The organism is Stenotrophomonas sp. GL_111, from assembly GCF_057835245.1.
On sequence record NZ_CM174421.1, the window covers coordinates 349555 to 363559 of the forward strand.

The following is a 14005-nucleotide window of genomic DNA, read 5'->3' on the forward strand; positions in this document are numbered from 1 at the left end:
GACCTGCATCAGCGCAGGTCCCGGCGCACACTGCCCGGGACCTGAGCATGCCGGGAGATCCCAGGGCCGGCAAGGTAGCCTGCGGACGCGCGCGCCCGTCCGCAGCGACAGGGCGGGATCAGCGCTTGAGCTCGACCACCGGCACGAAGCCGCCGTAGATCATCCGCTTGCCGTCGAACGGCATCGGGTTGTTCTCCGGGTTCATGCGCGGGTCTTCCATCATCTTCTGCATCCCCGCATCGCGGGTGGCCTTGTCGGGCCATTCGATCCAGGAAAACACCACCGTCTCATCCGCCTTGGCCTCCACCGCGCGGAAGAAGTCGGTCTGCTTGCCGTGGCTGACATCATCACCCCAGCACTCCACCACGCGCAGCGCACCGTGCTCCATGCAGATCGCATCGCCTTCCCTGGCGTGGGCGAGGAACTTGTCTTTGTGGGCGGTCGGAACCGCAAGTACGAAACCATCGATGTAGGACATGTACAGCCTCCGGGTCAGGCAGGGTGCGCCGGAATGGGCACCTGCAAGGGATACGACGCGTGGGGGCGGGGGAAATCGACAATGCCTGCCGGGACCTTGCGGCGGGGTGAGGAGGGGTCAGAAAAATCTGAATGAAGGTGAGGAACATCCTGATAGGACCGCTGACGCAATCAGCCCACTATGGGCGGGCCGGGCAGGACGCCCCCCAGCGACCTGCGCTTCGGCGCCCATTGGCGCCGGCCGGTACTGCAATGCGGAGGATGGACGCGTTAGCCGATTACTCCCCAAGAGCGGCTTCCCCAGCGCGTGACGCCCCGAAAGGGCATCGTCGTGACCAGATTCCTTTGTCGGCTTTGCCGCATCTGGCGTATCGCCACTTTCCCTGCCCTCACTGAACCACGCGCAACCACGCGCAGGGTCGTTTCCGCGCAAAAACCCCTGTATTTCCGCTATTGGGAGTGCACCCGCGCGTATGCCAGAGCGCAACTGAACCCCGGCCAAAAATTCACCAATATGAAACCGCCCGACTTCAGGGGGCGTTAGGGCGAATAACGGAGAATTTACATTCCCGATGCAGAGGCGCTTGCGCCGCTGCAGGAAACAAAACAAAAAAGGTGTACCCCCATGAAGACTTCCTTGATTGCTCTGGCGCTGGCCGCCGCCCTGCCGTTCGCCGCTTCGGCTGCCGAAGGCCTGTCCTACAACTACGCTGAAGCCGACTACGTCAAGACCGACGCTGACGGCGGCAAGGCCGATGGTTGGGGCGTGAAGGGTTCCTACGCCTTCCTGCCGAACTTCCATGCCTTCGGCGAGTACAACCAGCAGAAGACCGACATCGGCAACTTCAAGGTTGACCAGTGGCGCGTGGGCGTGGGCTACAACCAGGAAATCGGCAACAGCACCGACTTCGTGGGCCGCGTTGCCTACAACAAGTTCGACCCGAAGCACGGCCTGGACTTCAACGGCTACAGCGCTGAAGCCGGTATCCGTACCGCCTTCGGCCAGCACGCCGAAGTCTACGCAATGGCCGGTTACGAGGATTACAGCAAGAAGCACGGCGTCAATCCGGATGGCCAGTTCTACGGCCGCCTGGGTGGCCAGGTGAAGTTGAACCAGAACTGGGGCATCAACGGCGACATCAAGATGGATCGCCACGGTGACAAGGAATGGTCGGTCGGCCCGCGCTTCAGCTGGTAAGCGCTGTGTGATCGCACCGCTGCGCGCAGCGTTGGCGCAGCAGAGAAGGCCCGGCATTGCCGGGCCTTTTTCGTGGGCGTGATCCCGCGCCCAAGCTGGTTGATGGATAGGGGTAGTGCCGGCCGCTGGCCGGCAACCTCGCAGACAATGAGCGCCACCGAATCACGCCATTCGCTGACGCGATCCGAGCGTGCACGGATGCCCTAGGTCTGTGGCTTCACCGGCACGTGGGCCAGCTCAGTTTGCTGGTCGACATGACGCATGACGCCCACATTCCCGCCCAAGGTCCCCCGCAACCAGGCACTGTGATATGAAGTCATTGCCTTGCTGGAAGGCTCTTTCAGGGATTGGAAGGATGGCCGGGTTAAGGGGAATCGCTGGAGGCGTGTTTTCGGGCGCCGGGAAGCTCAAGAATGGAATTCGGATGCAAGGCCTGCTGGGAGCGTGGCTTTGCTGCATCGCGCTGATAGGTCTCTCATCGGTGTCGTCGGCGTGGGCGCAGGAAACGATCACCTACATTCATACCGATGCGCTTGGCTCGGTAGTGGCCGAGTCCGATGCAAACGGCAACGTGATCAAGCGCTATGACTACGAGCCCTATGGGGCGGTGGTCGGTGGGGAAGTTGAAGACGGCCCTGGGTACACGGGGCAAGTGAGTGACGCGGCTACTGGGCTGAGTTACATGCAGCAGCGGTACATGGATCCGCAGTTGGGGGTGTTCCTGTCTGTGGATCCGGTGACGGCTTATCAGCAGCCGGTGGGGCAGTTCAATCGCTATAGGTATGCGAACGGGAATCCGTACACTTATGTCGATCCTGATGGAGAAGCCGGCAAAGTTGCTTGGCTCGTCAGACTCACCGCAAACCAGGCTCATAAGGTTGCACGCCTGACTCAGGAACAAGCTGTTCGTGCGCGCCGGGCGCAGCAGAACGTGATTGCGGACAGAAGGCAAGTTGCAAGCCAGATTGAGACATCCGCGCACGGGGTTGAGGGACAGCTCAAACACGTTGGCCATGAGCTAGATGGTGGCGGCAAAGGGCTCCCGCATTACCAGACAGATGGCATAAGGGGGCACTCGTTCTGGGGTAAGGTCAGTGTTGGTGCACTCGCTGTGGCCGGTACGCTTGAGCAGGTTGCTGAAGTGGCGGAGTATATCCCTGATGCAGCTCCTAGGCCCGCTGACCAGTCCGACATCGCAAGATGGAATGGCGCGATGGGGGCGATCAGCGAAAAGACCGGTCTGCCTATGCCGGGAGTCAAAATGGGTCAAAATGGCGGATTTCAGGGATATTTTCGAGTTGACGGAAGGCTGGATTCGAAGAGGCTGGATCAAGAGCTGAAAAAGGGGCGGTAGCTTGATGAGATTCTATCAGTTGATGATTGAAGGGGTCTTTATTCGCGCTTCTGAATTGGAGGCCAATGTCGGCGGGTTTCAGGCGACGTTCTTCATCAGGTCTGCGAATGCTACGAGTGCGGTTGATCGAGTGCGGTGGATGCTTTCGGATCGTATGAAAGCACATGGCGTTGTGATGGTTGAACTGGGGTTCTTCAGGACTTATTGCTCTGTTCGTGACATTTGGGAGATTTCGGAGGAGAGGATGTTGAGCGCTGAAGGGCGCGACTTGGGATTTACGTTTTTCAGAGTAGACGGGGTTGAGTGTTGGTATCTCGCATTTAGGCGAGTGCTATTTAGAATGTTTCGACCGCAGATTCTTATTTTTCCCCACCGTAGCGCCTCGATGTAAAAGCTGCGATGCAATAGTCTTTAGTCCTTGGTGCCGGCAAGATTGCGTTTGCGTTTGCGTTTGCGTTTGCGTTCGGAAGGGGGGATTTACGTGACTACCTTCCAATTATTGTTGAGTATATAGGGCTCTCTTGACGCTGACTGCCCTTATCCAGCCACTGCCTCGCACCTTGTCCTAAGTTGGCCTTATCGCCACTGAAGGACAGGATGGCCAATGTCAACTGCACTTACGAAACATATTGTTTTTACAGCAGAACCCCAGGATCACCCCTGTGAGGTCAGGGACGCCTAGGTTCGTAGTCCGATTCTTCGGTTAAAGGAGAGGAGCCATTGCTGCCGCAGGTAACGCCTCAGACTCCGGAGGCATGGGCAGAGGTGCGGGAGAGTATTCGAGCGTATGGCGCACAACTGAAGAGCTTTCCTGAGGAGTCTTGGAATTTCTCTGTTTGCATTTTGTACGGGGAATTCTGGAAAGTTATGGTTGACCTTTATGCGGATGAAGAAGAATGGAGTAATCTCGTGCTTCAGTTGCACATCTATTGAATTGATATTAGATACCGATACGAAGTCGTCTTGGTATGCGTGTCGTAGTATCTGTATGCCTGGTTGTGGTTTGATGGATGAGTCGCTCAAGCCGCATTGCTTAAGACTATTTCAGGGGTTGGAAGAATAGCCGGGTTGAGAGGGATCGCTGCAGGCGTATTTTCAAGGGCTGGGAAGCGCAGGGAGGAATTCAGAAGCGGCGCCGTTTGGGAGCATGGCTTTGCTGCATCGCACTGATTCATCTCTCATCGGTGTCTTCGGCGTAGGCCCAGGAAACGATCACCTACATTCATACAGATGGTCTCGGTGGTGGCCGAGACTGATGCCAATGGCAATGTGATCAAGCGCTATGACTACGAGCCCTATGGGGCGGTGGTCGGCGGGGAAGTTGAAGACGGCCCGGGGTACACGGGGCATGTAAGTGACGCGGCCATTGGGCTGAACTACATACGAAGGTAAGTTCGAACGTGGAGACACAATCCACTGTTGTTCGTCGTGATGATCTGGGGCCAAGTAGATGACGCCGAAAGAGCAGGTAGAAGGGCTGATGCGAGAGTTGTTGGAGTTCGCAAAGAAGATGCTAGGTGCATATGGAGAATTTCATCCATTTGCTGGATACCTACAGTCGCCGACAAAAATGGTTCATGTTGGAGTTGAGCTAAGCGAAGGTGGAGGTCATGCTTGGAACAGAATTGAAGCCTTGTATGCGTCCCTTCAGAAGGAGAGTGCACATGCTCTGGCTTTTGGCGTCGTTTCGAACGTCCGGCTGCCGGATGATGAGGGATCCAGGGATGCAGTAAAGATATTTCTTGAACATAAAGAAGGTTACTGCGTGGATGTATTCTTCTGCTACGACCTGGCAGGAGAAAATGGCTTGCAGTTTACCGAGGCATTTGCTCAGGAGGGGCGTTCTGTATTTTTTGCTTCCAATCGCTCATAGAAGTAAGGCAATTTTCATTTCGTGTAGCGAGCGTCAGTGGGGGCGGTGGTCGGTGGGGAAGTTGAAGACGGCCCGGGGTACACGGGGCATGTGAGTGACGCGGCTACTGGGCTGAGCTACATGCAACAGCGGTACATGGATCCGCAGTTGGGGGTGTTCCTTTCTGTGGACCCGGTGACGGTCGACAGGAAGAGTGGCGCGAAGTTCAATAGGTACGCCTATGCGCTGAACAACCCGTACAAGTTCATCGACCCTGATGGTCGTGATGAAGAGTGGTTTTCAAACGTTGATCAAATGGGGAATCCAGGATTCGGGAACGAACTCGGTGACGATGCCTTTCACTACAATGGCAAGGCGCTGGTTGCTGTAGGGATCAGTGGTGCAACGCTGCCAGGAATTCTGCGATCGATTGCTGCACCCTTTGGAAGGGCTGCAGTATCAGAAATGCAGGGGCGCACCGTTGCCGGAGTGAGGGTTGGAGATGGGCCTGCTGATACCCGGGTGGCGTTGGAGGAGGCTGGGTACATGGGAGCGCGGATATCGAACGACGCCGGCACGGAGTCGGGGACGCTTCACAATGTCTCGTCTATGAAGATGGACGTTAGAGTCATGGATGGGGGCCCGAAGCATTCGCCGAGAATATCGGTGACACGAGAGGGCAATCCGCGCCAGCCCGTGAATCCGGAGAACCGGAAGAACTTTGGAAACATTCCCAGGGGTGAGCAGCGGACTGGAAGTCATATTTACTACCGGGAGAAACGATGATGTCGTGCGTCGAGAGGGTGGAGGTTGATGCCGGTGTGGCGCGATCGAAGTTGGATCTGATGTTGCTTGGTTCGTATCTTGATTCATTCAATGTAAGCAGCCTTCAGGTGTCGCTGAGGTTTATCAACTCGAGGGTGCATCCTGGTGAATCGCTATACGTGGAGCTGAGCTTCTCCTGTTCGGCCAGCATTCGAGAGAGTAGTGCATTGAATGACTCTCTTGCACAGGCAGATTTTTTTGTGGGAAGGGCGAGTTTTCTGGCCGGGGTATATGCAAGGATGGGTACTGAGATTTCGAGCATTGAGCTGGACTCCACCGGTCGCCTGCTTCTATTCATGGATGAATCAATCATTGAATTGATTGCTTCGGAAGAGGATATGGAGGCTGAGGGCTCCATCTGGCAGGTAGCGATAGAGATCTCGGCTGGCTCTGCTCTGTCTTCAGGAAATTCCATTTCCTGCATCTCAACGGGCAGTGACGTCATCTTCATGTCTGACGTTGAGCGGTAACCCTGAAAGGTAAAGGGGGCGTGCCCTGAGCTTGCTGCGGAGAACCAACGACGAGTACTCCTGGCTACCCCAACTCGCTCGAGAGGGATCATGTGGATCCTGAATCGAGGGGAGGGGGAATTTCCAAGGAACGAAAGAGATGCTTGTCGCACATGCAATCGCGATAAGGGTGCTAAAAATCTACGTGAATGGAGATAGTTGGCAATGGACGTTTCAATGAAAGTCAGCTTCGTCCTAGATGCGGGTGGTGTTGAAGTCTTGCATGTGAAAAGACATCCCGACGGATTGTTTGTGCTGGACAATTCTCCGTTCTACGCATTTGGCATCAGCAATGGAGATGTTTTTTTGGCAGACGACGACGGTGGGCGCTTGAGCTTTCGGGAGTTGGTCAAGCGAGGCGGGCATTCGACCTATCGAGTTCGGTTGCAAACAGGCGTTGGGCACGAGGTATTTCTTGCACGTTGGCGAGCGCTAGAGGGTCTTGGGTGTACCTACGAAGGTTCTGGGGCTGGCGAGAGACGGCTCTACTCTGTAGATATCCCTCCATCAGCTTCCGTCCAAGAGGTTTACACGCTGCTGGAGATTGGTGAGAGTGAGGGGGACTGGGAGTTTGAAGAAGGTCACTATTGCCTGCCTGCTGAGCGCCCCTGAAACGCAGTCGCGTTGCGTGGCACAAAGATCGACCCAGTACATCGCGGTGCAGCTGATCGCGATGGCCGCGGTCAATCCGGTATTGGAAACAGGGATGGCTCACGTCGGTTTAACCGTGGCGCGCGCGTAGTACCGGCTCTACCGGGCAGCCCGTTCCGCGGCTGCCGGTGCACACAGGCTGGAGATGGCAATGAGCACGACACCGACGATCGTACTGGTGCATGGTTTCTGGGGCGGCGCCGCGCATTGGGCCAAGGTGATCCTGGCCCTGCACCGCAAGGGGCACACTGCACTGCGCGCCGTGGAGATGCCGCTGACCTCGCTGGCCGATGATGCCGAGCGCACCCGCAAGATGGTGGCCCAGATCGACGGGCCGGTGCTGCTGGTGGGGCATTCCTATGGCGGTGCGGTGATCACCGAAGCCGGCGATCTGCCCAATGTGGTGGGCCTGGTCTTCATCGCCGCGTTCGCCCCGGATGCCGGTGAAAGCCCGGGCGGCATCACCCAGGAACATCCGCCGGTGGCCGCGCCCAACCTGGCCCCGGACAGTGACGGCTACCTGTGGATCAAACAGGACAAGTTCCACGAGAGTTTCTGCCAGGACCTGGATGCCGACCATGCGCTGGTGATGGCAATCACGCAGAAGGCACCGCTGGCCAGCACCTTCGGCGACACCATCACTGCCCCGGCGTGGAAGAAGAAACCCAGCTGGTACCAGATCTCCAGCCAGGACCGGATGATCGCGCCGGACAACCAGCAGCGCATGTCGGCCCGCTTGAACGCGCGCAAGGTGATCACCCTGGACGCCGGCCATGCCTCGCTGGCCTCGCACCCGGAGGAGGTTGCCGGGTTGATCGAGGAAGCCGCGCGCGGCTGATCAGACCACGGCTGCGAGCAGTGCGCCGGCACGTGTCAGCACGATGCGCGACGCCGGTGCGGTGCCCAGCAGGTGCAGGCAGGCATGCACCATGCCGGGCAGGCGTTCGCACTGTACGTCCACCCCGGCCTGCTGCAACCGCTGCGCGTACTGTTCCCCCTCATCGCGTAGCGGGTCGTACTCGCAGACCAGCACCGTGGCCGGCGGCAAACCGCGCAGGTCGCTGGCCAACGCCGGTACCGCCAGCGGATCGCTGCTGCCCGCCGCGCCCACATAGGCCGCCCAGCAGCGCTGCATCAAGGCGCTGGTCAGGTAATAGCCTTCGCCGAAGCGCTGGTGGCTGTCGGTGTCCGTGCGCGTATCCAGCGCCGGGTACAGCAGCAGCTGGTGATGGATGCGCGGACCACCGCGTTCGCGCGCCAGCAGTGCCACTGCGGCGGCCAGGTTGCCACCGGCACTGTCGCCGCCGACCATCAGCCGTGTCGGGCTGATGTCCAGTGCGGTCGCTTGGGTGCTGGCCCAGCACAGCGCCTGGTACACGTCTTCCAACGGAATCGGAAAGCGGTGCTCCGGGGCGAGCCGGTAGTCCACGGCAATGACCACGCAGCCGCTGGCATTGGCCAGCGCCCGGCACGGGTTGTCGTAGACCGCCAGCGAACACTGGAACCAGCCACCGCCATGCGCGAACACCAGGCCCGCGCGGGCCTGGCCAGGCTGATGCCCGGCCGGCCAGTACAAGCGCAGCGGCAAGCGGTGCCCGTCGGCGCAGTCGATCTGCACGTCGCGCACTTCGGCAACGTCTTCGCGCGGGCCCTGCAATGCCGGCAACGCGATCTCGCTGATCGCGCGCAGCTCCTGCAGCGACAGCGCTGCCACCGCCTCCGACGGTGGCAGCGTGGACAGGAAGCGGGCGATATCCGGGTCCAGGCTCATGCTGCGCATTCCGGCAGCAGGAACGGCAGCAGCTGGGCCAGGAAGGCCTCCGGTGCTTCTTCCATCACGAAGTGGCCGCAGTCGGCAATCATCGTGCCGCGCAGGTCCGGTGCATGCGCGCGCAGGGTATCGATCGGCATGTCGGCGGTGGCATGTTCGGCGCCGATGGCCAGCACCGGCATCGCCAACGGCGTCCGTGCGCGGTGCTGGTTCTGGCGGATCGTTTCCGGAATCGCGCGGTAGTAGCCGAAACCACCGCTGAGCCCGCCCGGTGCCGCGTAAGCGCGGATGTAGACCTCGCTGGCAACGGCTTCGCGGCGATGCGCCCAGCGGTCGAACATGAAGGTGAGGTAGGCGCGTTCGCGCCCGGCGATCAGTGCTTCGGGCAGGTCGCGCACCTGGTTGAACATGAAGTGCCAGAGGAAGATGTTGTCCTCCGGGGCCACGAACACCGGCGGCGCATCGGCCAGCCCGGGGATCACCGCTTCGGTGACCGCCAGGCGCTGCACGGCCTGGGGATGATCGCTGGCCAGCGCATAGGCCACCCACATGCCGACGTCGTGGCCCACCACCTGGTACTGCGCATGGCCCAGCTCGGCCATCACCGCGTGCAGGGTCGCCGCGATGCTGCCGGTGTCGTAGCCGTGTGCGGGGGTGTCCGAATCCCCGGTGCCGGGCGGGTCCACCGCGATGGCCTGGAAACCTTGCGCGGCGAGCGCCTGCAGGATGTGACGCCACGCATACCAGGTCTGCGGCCAGCCGGGAATCAGCAGGACCGGGCGGCCTTGCCCGAGCAGGGCGCAATGCACGCTGCGCCCGTCGATGCGGATGTGGCGGTGGGTGATGCCTTCAAGTGCCATATCCATCAGAGGATCCCCAGCATGCCGTGGATCTGCGCGCGGCTGACCGGCGCACCGGCGAAGTCGTCGAAGATGCGGTCGGTAACCTTGATGATGTGCGCGTTGATGAAGGCCACGCCCTCGCGCGCGCCGTCCTCATGGTTCTTCAGGCAGCACTCCCATTCCAGCGTGGCCCAACCGTCGTAGTCGTACTGCGCCAGCTTGGAGAAGATGCCCTTGAAGTCCACCTGGCCATCGCCCAGCGAGCGGAAGCGCCCGGCCCGTTCGGTCCAGCCACTGTAGCCGCCGTAGATGCCCTGGCGCCCGCTCGGATTGAACTCGGCATCCTTGATGTGGACCATGCCGATGAAGTCGCGGTAGATGTCCAGGAAGCTGAGGTAGTCCAGCTGCTGCAGCACGAAGTGGCTGGGATCGAACAGGATCCGGCAGCGCCGATGGCCGCCCACTGCCGCATGGAAGCGCTCGAAGCTGGTGCCGTCGTGCAGGTCTTCGCTGGGATGGATTTCATAGCAGAGGTCGATGCCGTGTGCATCGCACACGTCCAGGATCGGCAGCCAGCGCCGTGCCAGTTCCTCGAACGCAGCCTCGATCAGGCCGTCCGGGCGCTGCGGGAACGGGAACAGGTAGGGCCAGGCAAACGAACCGGAGAAGGTGCCCATGCGGTCCAGGCCGAGCCGCTGCGAGGCCTTGGCGGCCAGCTTGATGCGCTCGATCGCCCAGGCGCTGCGTGCGGCCGGGTCACCGTGCAGGGCGGCCGGGGCGAAGCTGTCGCACAGGCTGTCGTAGGCCGGGTGCACGGCCACCAGCTGGCCGAAGATGTGCGTGGTGAGCTCGCTGATCACCAGCCCGTGGCTGGCCAGCATTGCGATCAGGTCATCGCAGTACTGCTGGCTGTGCGCGGCCTGTTCCACGTCGAACAGGCGCTCGTCCCATGCCGGGATCTGCAGTGCCTTGAAGCCCTGGCCGGCCGCCCACGCGGCGATGGAAGGCAGGTCGTTGAAGGGCGCGTGTTCTGCACTGAACTGGGCCAGGTGCAGGCTGGGGCCTTGGATGGTACGCATCGGCGGTTGCCTTATTGTTTGTCGAGCGACAAAGAATAGAGGGTGAAAAGATCCCGGTCAACGCCGGGTATCGCTAGAATCCCTGCAACGCTCCTTTCCGCACTGAAGCCCCATGGCCGGACGCCCCCGCGAATTCGACAAAGACCACGCCCTCAAACAGGCCATGCTGCTGTTCTGGGAACGCGGCTATGAAGGCACCTCGATGTCGGCGCTGGTGGAAGCGCTGGGCATTGCCTCGGCGCGGATCTACGCCGCGTTCGGCAGCAAGGAACAGCTGTTCCGCGAGGCGGTAGCGCTGTACGAAGCCGGCGACGGTGGCTTTGCCGACCGCGCACTGCGCGAGCAGGCCGTGCGCCCGGCGATCGAACGCATGCTGCACGACGCCGTACTTACCTACACCCGGCGCGGCCGCGCGCAGGGCTGCCTGGTGGTGTCGGCAGCCACCAGCACCGGCCCGGAGAACGCGGCCGTGGCCGACTGGCTGGCCGAACACCGGCGCCAGCGCACCGCGCAGATCATCGCGCGCCTGCAGCAGGCCGCCGCCGCGGGGGAACTGGCCAAGGACACCGATGTGCAGGCCTTGGGCGACTACTACGCCACGGTGCTGCACGGCATCTCCACCCAGGCCCGCGACGGTGCCAGCCGTGCACGCCTGCTGGCCGCGGTGGCGGTGGCAATGCAGGTGCTGCCGGTGCAGGCCCATGGTTGATTCGGCGCCTTCCCGGCAGGCGCGCGTGGGCTGTGGCGCGGTCATCCAGCGTGCCGATGGCGCGGTGTTGCTGGTGCAGCGCGGGCGCCCGCCCGAGCAGGGCCATTGGGGCCTGCCCGGCGGCAAGGTGGACTGGATGGAAACGGTGGAACACGCGGTGATCCGCGAAGTGCACGAGGAAACCGGCCTGCGCGTGGCGATCGAACGGCTGCTGTGCGTGGTGGATCACTTCGAACCGGGGCTGGCCCAGCACTGGGTGGCACCGGTGTATCTGGTACGCACGCTGGATGCGGCCCCTGCCGTGCTGCAGGAGCCGGACGTGCTGCTGGCGCTGGGCTGGTTCCAGCCCGACGCCTTGCCCGCGCCGCTTACGCTGTCCGCGCGGCGCGGCCTGGCCGTGCTCTCAACGGCACACTAAGCACGCCGCATCAGCGCCGCGCCGCGGCGCCGTCGCCACGCGCCACCGCTTCCACCTCGTCCAGGCTGGCGCAGGCGTTGTCGCCCGGGGTGGACATCGCCAGTGCGCCGTGCGCGGCGCCCAGGTCCACCGCGGCCTGTTCGCCCTTGCCGCTGAGCAGCGCATGCACCACCCCGGCCACGAACGCATCGCCGCCACCCACGCGGTCGAGCAGGTCCACCTCGCGCGGGTCGGACACAAACAACCGCTCACGCGTGCGCAGTGCACCGGCCCAGCCGTTGCGCGCGGCGTTGCTGGCATCGCGCAGGGTGAACGCCACCGCCTGCAGATTCGGGAAGCGCTGCAGGGCGCGCTGCGCGGCGGCGTCGGCCGGGCCCACATCCATCGGCGTGGCCCGCCTGCCGAGGTCGGCCAGGTCCATGCCCAGGCACGCGGCGAAGGAATACTCATCGCCCACCAACAGGTCGCATTCGGCGGCGATGGCGCAGTTGGCGTGGCGCGCCGCGTCCGGGTCCGGGTGGCTGTTCCACAGGCTGGCGCGGTAGTTGAGGTCGTAGGACACCGCCACGCCGTGGCGGCGCGCGGCGCGCACCGCGGTGATGGCGGTCTGCGCGCTGTGTTCGGACAAGGCGGCAAAGATGCCGCCGGTATGCAGCCAGCGCGCCCGTTGCTGACCAAACAGTACATCCCAGTCGTAGGCGTGTGGCTGCAGTTGCGAGGCGGCCGAGGTAGCCCGGTCGGAAATGCCCAGCGGCGCACGCACGCCGAAGCCACGCTCGGTAAAGTTCAGGCCCATGCGCGTGTTGCGGCCGATGCCGTCGTAGTCGCGCCAGACGATCTGGCCGGTATCCACGCCGCCGGCCTGGATCAGCTGCTGCGCAAGCGCACCCAGTTCATTGCGTGGCAGCGCAGTGAGCACGCCGGTGCGGTGGCCGAAGGTGCTGCACAGGCCGCGCACCACGTTGTACTCGCCGCCACCTTCCCACACCTGGAACTGGCGCGCGTTGCGGATGCGCCCTTCGCCCGGGTCGAAGCGCAGCATCACCTCACCCAGGGCCAGTGCATCCCAGCGCTGCCCTTGTGCGGGTACTACGCAGAATTGCTGTGTACTCATCGTGCGCGGCAGCCGAGCACGGTCAGGTCGATGCCCTCGGCCATGCGCCGGTAGCCCTCGTCGTTGGGATGCAGGTGGTCGCGGGTGATCTCCTCGGGCAGGTTCACCGGATTGGCCGGGTCGCGCAGGATCTGGTCGAAATCGATCAGCGCATCGAAACCGCTGCGGCTACCCCGCATCCAGGTATTGAGCGAACTACGGGTCGCTTCGGCCACCGGCTCGAAGCGGTCCGAACCGCCGAACGGGGTGAGGGTTGCGGCGATCGCACGGATGCCGTTGCTGTGCAGGCGCTCGGCAATCTGCCGGTAACCCAGCACCATGTCCTCGGCGTTGCGCCCGGCTTTGGGCGGGGTGCCGCCGTCATGGCGGATATCGTTGATGCCCTCGAACACGATCACCCGGTCCACGTTGGGCTGGGCGATCACATCGCGGTCCAGCCGTGCCAGCGCACTGTGGCTGCGGCCGTGGTCGACCACCTTGTTGCCACTGATGCCGGCATTGACCAGCACCACCTGGTCCGGGCAGGCCTGCTGCAGGCGCGCGGACAGCAGCGCCGGCCAATCGCCGTTGCTGCCGCGCGTGGCGGTGGCGCCTTCGGTGATCGAATCGCCCAGTGCGACCACCACCACCGGCTTGCTGCTGCGCTCGGCCAGCACCGCCGAGACGATGTTCTGCCGGTACGCCAGTTTGACCTTGTCGCCCACCTCGGCCAGGCGGCCGTCGGCGATGCGCAGTGCGGTGCGGCGCACCGCAGGGCGTGCAGGTTCGGGGAAATACACGGTCAGCGATACATCGGCCAGCGCCGGTGCGGTGATCGCGACCGGGTCGCTGAGCAGCGCCGCGCCCACCGGCACCACGATCTCGCTGCGACCATTGAAGGTGACCAGCCTGGCCGGGGTGGCCGTGCCGGTGAGGTGGGCCGTGGCACCGCCGATCTTCAGCGGTACGTCGCCCAGTTCATTGCTGATGCGGAAGCGCAGCGCCTTGGCCGAACTGGCCAGGCGCATGTCCTGGCGCACGGTCTGGTTGGCGAACTGCACCGGTGCTTCCGGGGTTCCATCCAGGCGGTCCGGTGCCGGCGAGGCGGTCCACGCCGGCACCCAGACCTGGGCCTGGGCGGGCAGCGCCGCGGCGCTGGTGGCAAGTGCAATCGAAAATGCAGTGATCCAGCGCAGCATGGCAGCCCTCCCAGGCGGTCAGCAGAAC

Annotated in this window: 16 protein-coding genes; 10 read left to right on the forward strand and 6 right to left on the reverse strand. The window is 62.5% G+C overall.

What is annotated here, in order from left to right:
* Positions 1-118: 118 nt before the first annotated feature.
* Entirely contained in the window at positions 119-478 is a 360-nt protein-coding gene (locus AC3IPM_RS01540; protein ID WP_489302169.1) for a DUF1428 domain-containing protein, read from the reverse strand.
* A 624-nt stretch (positions 479-1102) separates the two neighbouring features.
* Between AC3IPM_RS01540 and AC3IPM_RS01545 the strand changes: the two genes are divergently transcribed.
* From AC3IPM_RS01545 to AC3IPM_RS01580, 8 genes are all read left to right on the forward strand, one after another.
* Positions 1103-1675 (forward strand): OmpO family porin, encoded by a 573-nt coding sequence (locus tag AC3IPM_RS01545; RefSeq protein ID WP_489302170.1) that lies wholly within the window; start codon positions 1103-1105, stop codon positions 1673-1675.
* A 424-nt stretch (positions 1676-2099) separates the two neighbouring features.
* Positions 2100-3029 carry an RHS repeat-associated core domain-containing protein gene (locus tag AC3IPM_RS01550; RefSeq protein ID WP_489302171.1) on the forward strand — a complete coding sequence of 310 codons (930 nt, stop codon included), beginning with the start codon at positions 2100-2102 and terminating at the stop codon, positions 3027-3029.
* A gap of 720 nt (positions 3030-3749) precedes the next feature.
* On the forward strand, positions 3750-3962 hold the full coding sequence (locus tag AC3IPM_RS01555) for a DUF7668 domain-containing protein (RefSeq protein WP_489302172.1): 213 nt from the start codon (positions 3750-3752) through the stop codon (positions 3960-3962).
* A 517-nt stretch (positions 3963-4479) separates the two neighbouring features.
* Positions 4480-4902, forward strand: a complete 423-nt coding sequence (locus tag AC3IPM_RS01560) for a hypothetical protein (protein ID WP_489302173.1) — start codon at positions 4480-4482, stop codon at positions 4900-4902.
* A gap of 45 nt (positions 4903-4947) precedes the next feature.
* Positions 4948-5667 carry an RHS repeat-associated core domain-containing protein gene (locus AC3IPM_RS01565; RefSeq protein ID WP_489303994.1) on the forward strand — a complete coding sequence of 240 codons (720 nt, stop codon included), beginning with the start codon at positions 4948-4950 and terminating at the stop codon, positions 5665-5667.
* Positions 5667-6176 carry a hypothetical protein gene (locus AC3IPM_RS01570; protein WP_489302174.1) on the forward strand — a complete coding sequence of 170 codons (510 nt, stop codon included), beginning with the start codon at positions 5667-5669 and terminating at the stop codon, positions 6174-6176. Before AC3IPM_RS01565 ends, AC3IPM_RS01570 begins: the two co-directional genes overlap by 1 nt.
* Positions 6177-6392: 216 nt before the next feature.
* Entirely contained in the window at positions 6393-6827 is a 435-nt protein-coding gene (locus AC3IPM_RS01575; RefSeq protein ID WP_489302175.1) for a DUF4265 domain-containing protein, read from the forward strand.
* A 190-nt stretch (positions 6828-7017) separates the two neighbouring features.
* A complete protein-coding gene (locus tag AC3IPM_RS01580; protein WP_489302176.1) occupies positions 7018-7704 on the forward strand; it encodes an alpha/beta hydrolase in 687 nt (228 codons plus the stop codon).
* Here the strand turns inward: AC3IPM_RS01580 and AC3IPM_RS01585 are convergent, their stop codons facing one another.
* The 3 genes from AC3IPM_RS01585 to AC3IPM_RS01595 are packed head-to-tail and all read right to left on the reverse strand — an operon-like array spanning position 7705 to position 10558.
* Complete coding sequence (locus AC3IPM_RS01585) at positions 7705-8637, reverse strand: alpha/beta hydrolase (protein ID WP_489302177.1); 933 nt, start codon at positions 8635-8637, stop codon at positions 7705-7707.
* Positions 8634-9503, reverse strand: a complete 870-nt coding sequence (locus AC3IPM_RS01590; RefSeq protein ID WP_489302178.1) for an alpha/beta fold hydrolase — start codon at positions 9501-9503, stop codon at positions 8634-8636. Before AC3IPM_RS01590 ends, AC3IPM_RS01585 begins: the two co-directional genes overlap by 4 nt.
* Complete coding sequence (locus AC3IPM_RS01595; protein WP_489302179.1) at positions 9503-10558, reverse strand: sugar phosphate isomerase/epimerase family protein; 1056 nt, start codon at positions 10556-10558, stop codon at positions 9503-9505. Before AC3IPM_RS01595 ends, AC3IPM_RS01590 begins: the two co-directional genes overlap by 1 nt.
* A gap of 112 nt (positions 10559-10670) precedes the next feature.
* Here AC3IPM_RS01595 and AC3IPM_RS01600 point away from each other — a divergent pair, with 112 nt between their 5' ends.
* Together AC3IPM_RS01600 and AC3IPM_RS01605 are read left to right on the forward strand one after the other, a co-directional pair.
* Positions 10671-11267 carry a TetR/AcrR family transcriptional regulator gene (locus AC3IPM_RS01600; RefSeq protein ID WP_489302180.1) on the forward strand — a complete coding sequence of 199 codons (597 nt, stop codon included), beginning with the start codon at positions 10671-10673 and terminating at the stop codon, positions 11265-11267.
* Entirely contained in the window at positions 11260-11685 is a 426-nt protein-coding gene (locus AC3IPM_RS01605) for an NUDIX domain-containing protein (RefSeq protein WP_489302181.1), read from the forward strand. The genes AC3IPM_RS01600 and AC3IPM_RS01605 overlap by 8 nt, the downstream gene beginning before the upstream one ends.
* A 10-nt stretch (positions 11686-11695) precedes the next feature.
* On the opposite strand, the gene AC3IPM_RS01610 is transcribed toward AC3IPM_RS01605, so the two are convergent.
* Entirely contained in the window at positions 11696-12799 is a 1104-nt protein-coding gene (locus AC3IPM_RS01610; RefSeq protein ID WP_489302182.1) for a sugar kinase, read from the reverse strand.
* Positions 12796-13977 (reverse strand): GDSL-type esterase/lipase family protein, encoded by a 1182-nt coding sequence (locus tag AC3IPM_RS01615; RefSeq protein ID WP_489302183.1) that lies wholly within the window; start codon positions 13975-13977, stop codon positions 12796-12798. The genes AC3IPM_RS01610 and AC3IPM_RS01615 overlap by 4 nt, the downstream gene beginning before the upstream one ends.
* Between the last annotated feature and the right edge of the window lie 28 nt (positions 13978-14005).

What these genes read in the sequence shown, in the direction of transcription:
- AC3IPM_RS01540 (WP_489302169.1), bottom strand. Translation starts at nt 478, where the DNA reads ATGTCCTACATCGATGGTTTCGTACTTGCGGTTCCGACCGCCCACAAA.
- AC3IPM_RS01545 (WP_489302170.1), top strand. Translation starts at nt 1,103, where the DNA reads ATGAAGACTTCCTTGATTGCTCTGGCGCTGGCCGCCGCCCTGCCGTTC.
- AC3IPM_RS01550 (WP_489302171.1), top strand. Translation starts at nt 2,100, where the DNA reads ATGCAAGGCCTGCTGGGAGCGTGGCTTTGCTGCATCGCGCTGATAGGT.
- AC3IPM_RS01560 (WP_489302173.1), top strand. Translation starts at nt 4,480, where the DNA reads ATGACGCCGAAAGAGCAGGTAGAAGGGCTGATGCGAGAGTTGTTGGAG.
- AC3IPM_RS01570 (WP_489302174.1), top strand. Translation starts at nt 5,667, where the DNA reads ATGTCGTGCGTCGAGAGGGTGGAGGTTGATGCCGGTGTGGCGCGATCG.
- AC3IPM_RS01575 (WP_489302175.1), top strand. Translation starts at nt 6,393, where the DNA reads ATGAAAGTCAGCTTCGTCCTAGATGCGGGTGGTGTTGAAGTCTTGCAT.
- AC3IPM_RS01580 (WP_489302176.1), top strand. Translation starts at nt 7,018, where the DNA reads ATGAGCACGACACCGACGATCGTACTGGTGCATGGTTTCTGGGGCGGC.
- AC3IPM_RS01585 (WP_489302177.1), bottom strand. Translation starts at nt 8,637, where the DNA reads ATGAGCCTGGACCCGGATATCGCCCGCTTCCTGTCCACGCTGCCACCG.
- AC3IPM_RS01590 (WP_489302178.1), bottom strand. Translation starts at nt 9,503, where the DNA reads ATGGATATGGCACTTGAAGGCATCACCCACCGCCACATCCGCATCGAC.
- AC3IPM_RS01595 (WP_489302179.1), bottom strand. Translation starts at nt 10,558, where the DNA reads ATGCGTACCATCCAAGGCCCCAGCCTGCACCTGGCCCAGTTCAGTGCA.
- AC3IPM_RS01600 (WP_489302180.1), top strand. Translation starts at nt 10,671, where the DNA reads ATGGCCGGACGCCCCCGCGAATTCGACAAAGACCACGCCCTCAAACAG.
- AC3IPM_RS01605 (WP_489302181.1), top strand. Translation starts at nt 11,260, where the DNA reads ATGGTTGATTCGGCGCCTTCCCGGCAGGCGCGCGTGGGCTGTGGCGCG.
- AC3IPM_RS01610 (WP_489302182.1), bottom strand. Translation starts at nt 12,799, where the DNA reads ATGAGTACACAGCAATTCTGCGTAGTACCCGCACAAGGGCAGCGCTGG.
- AC3IPM_RS01615 (WP_489302183.1), bottom strand. Translation starts at nt 13,977, where the DNA reads ATGCTGCGCTGGATCACTGCATTTTCGATTGCACTTGCCACCAGCGCC.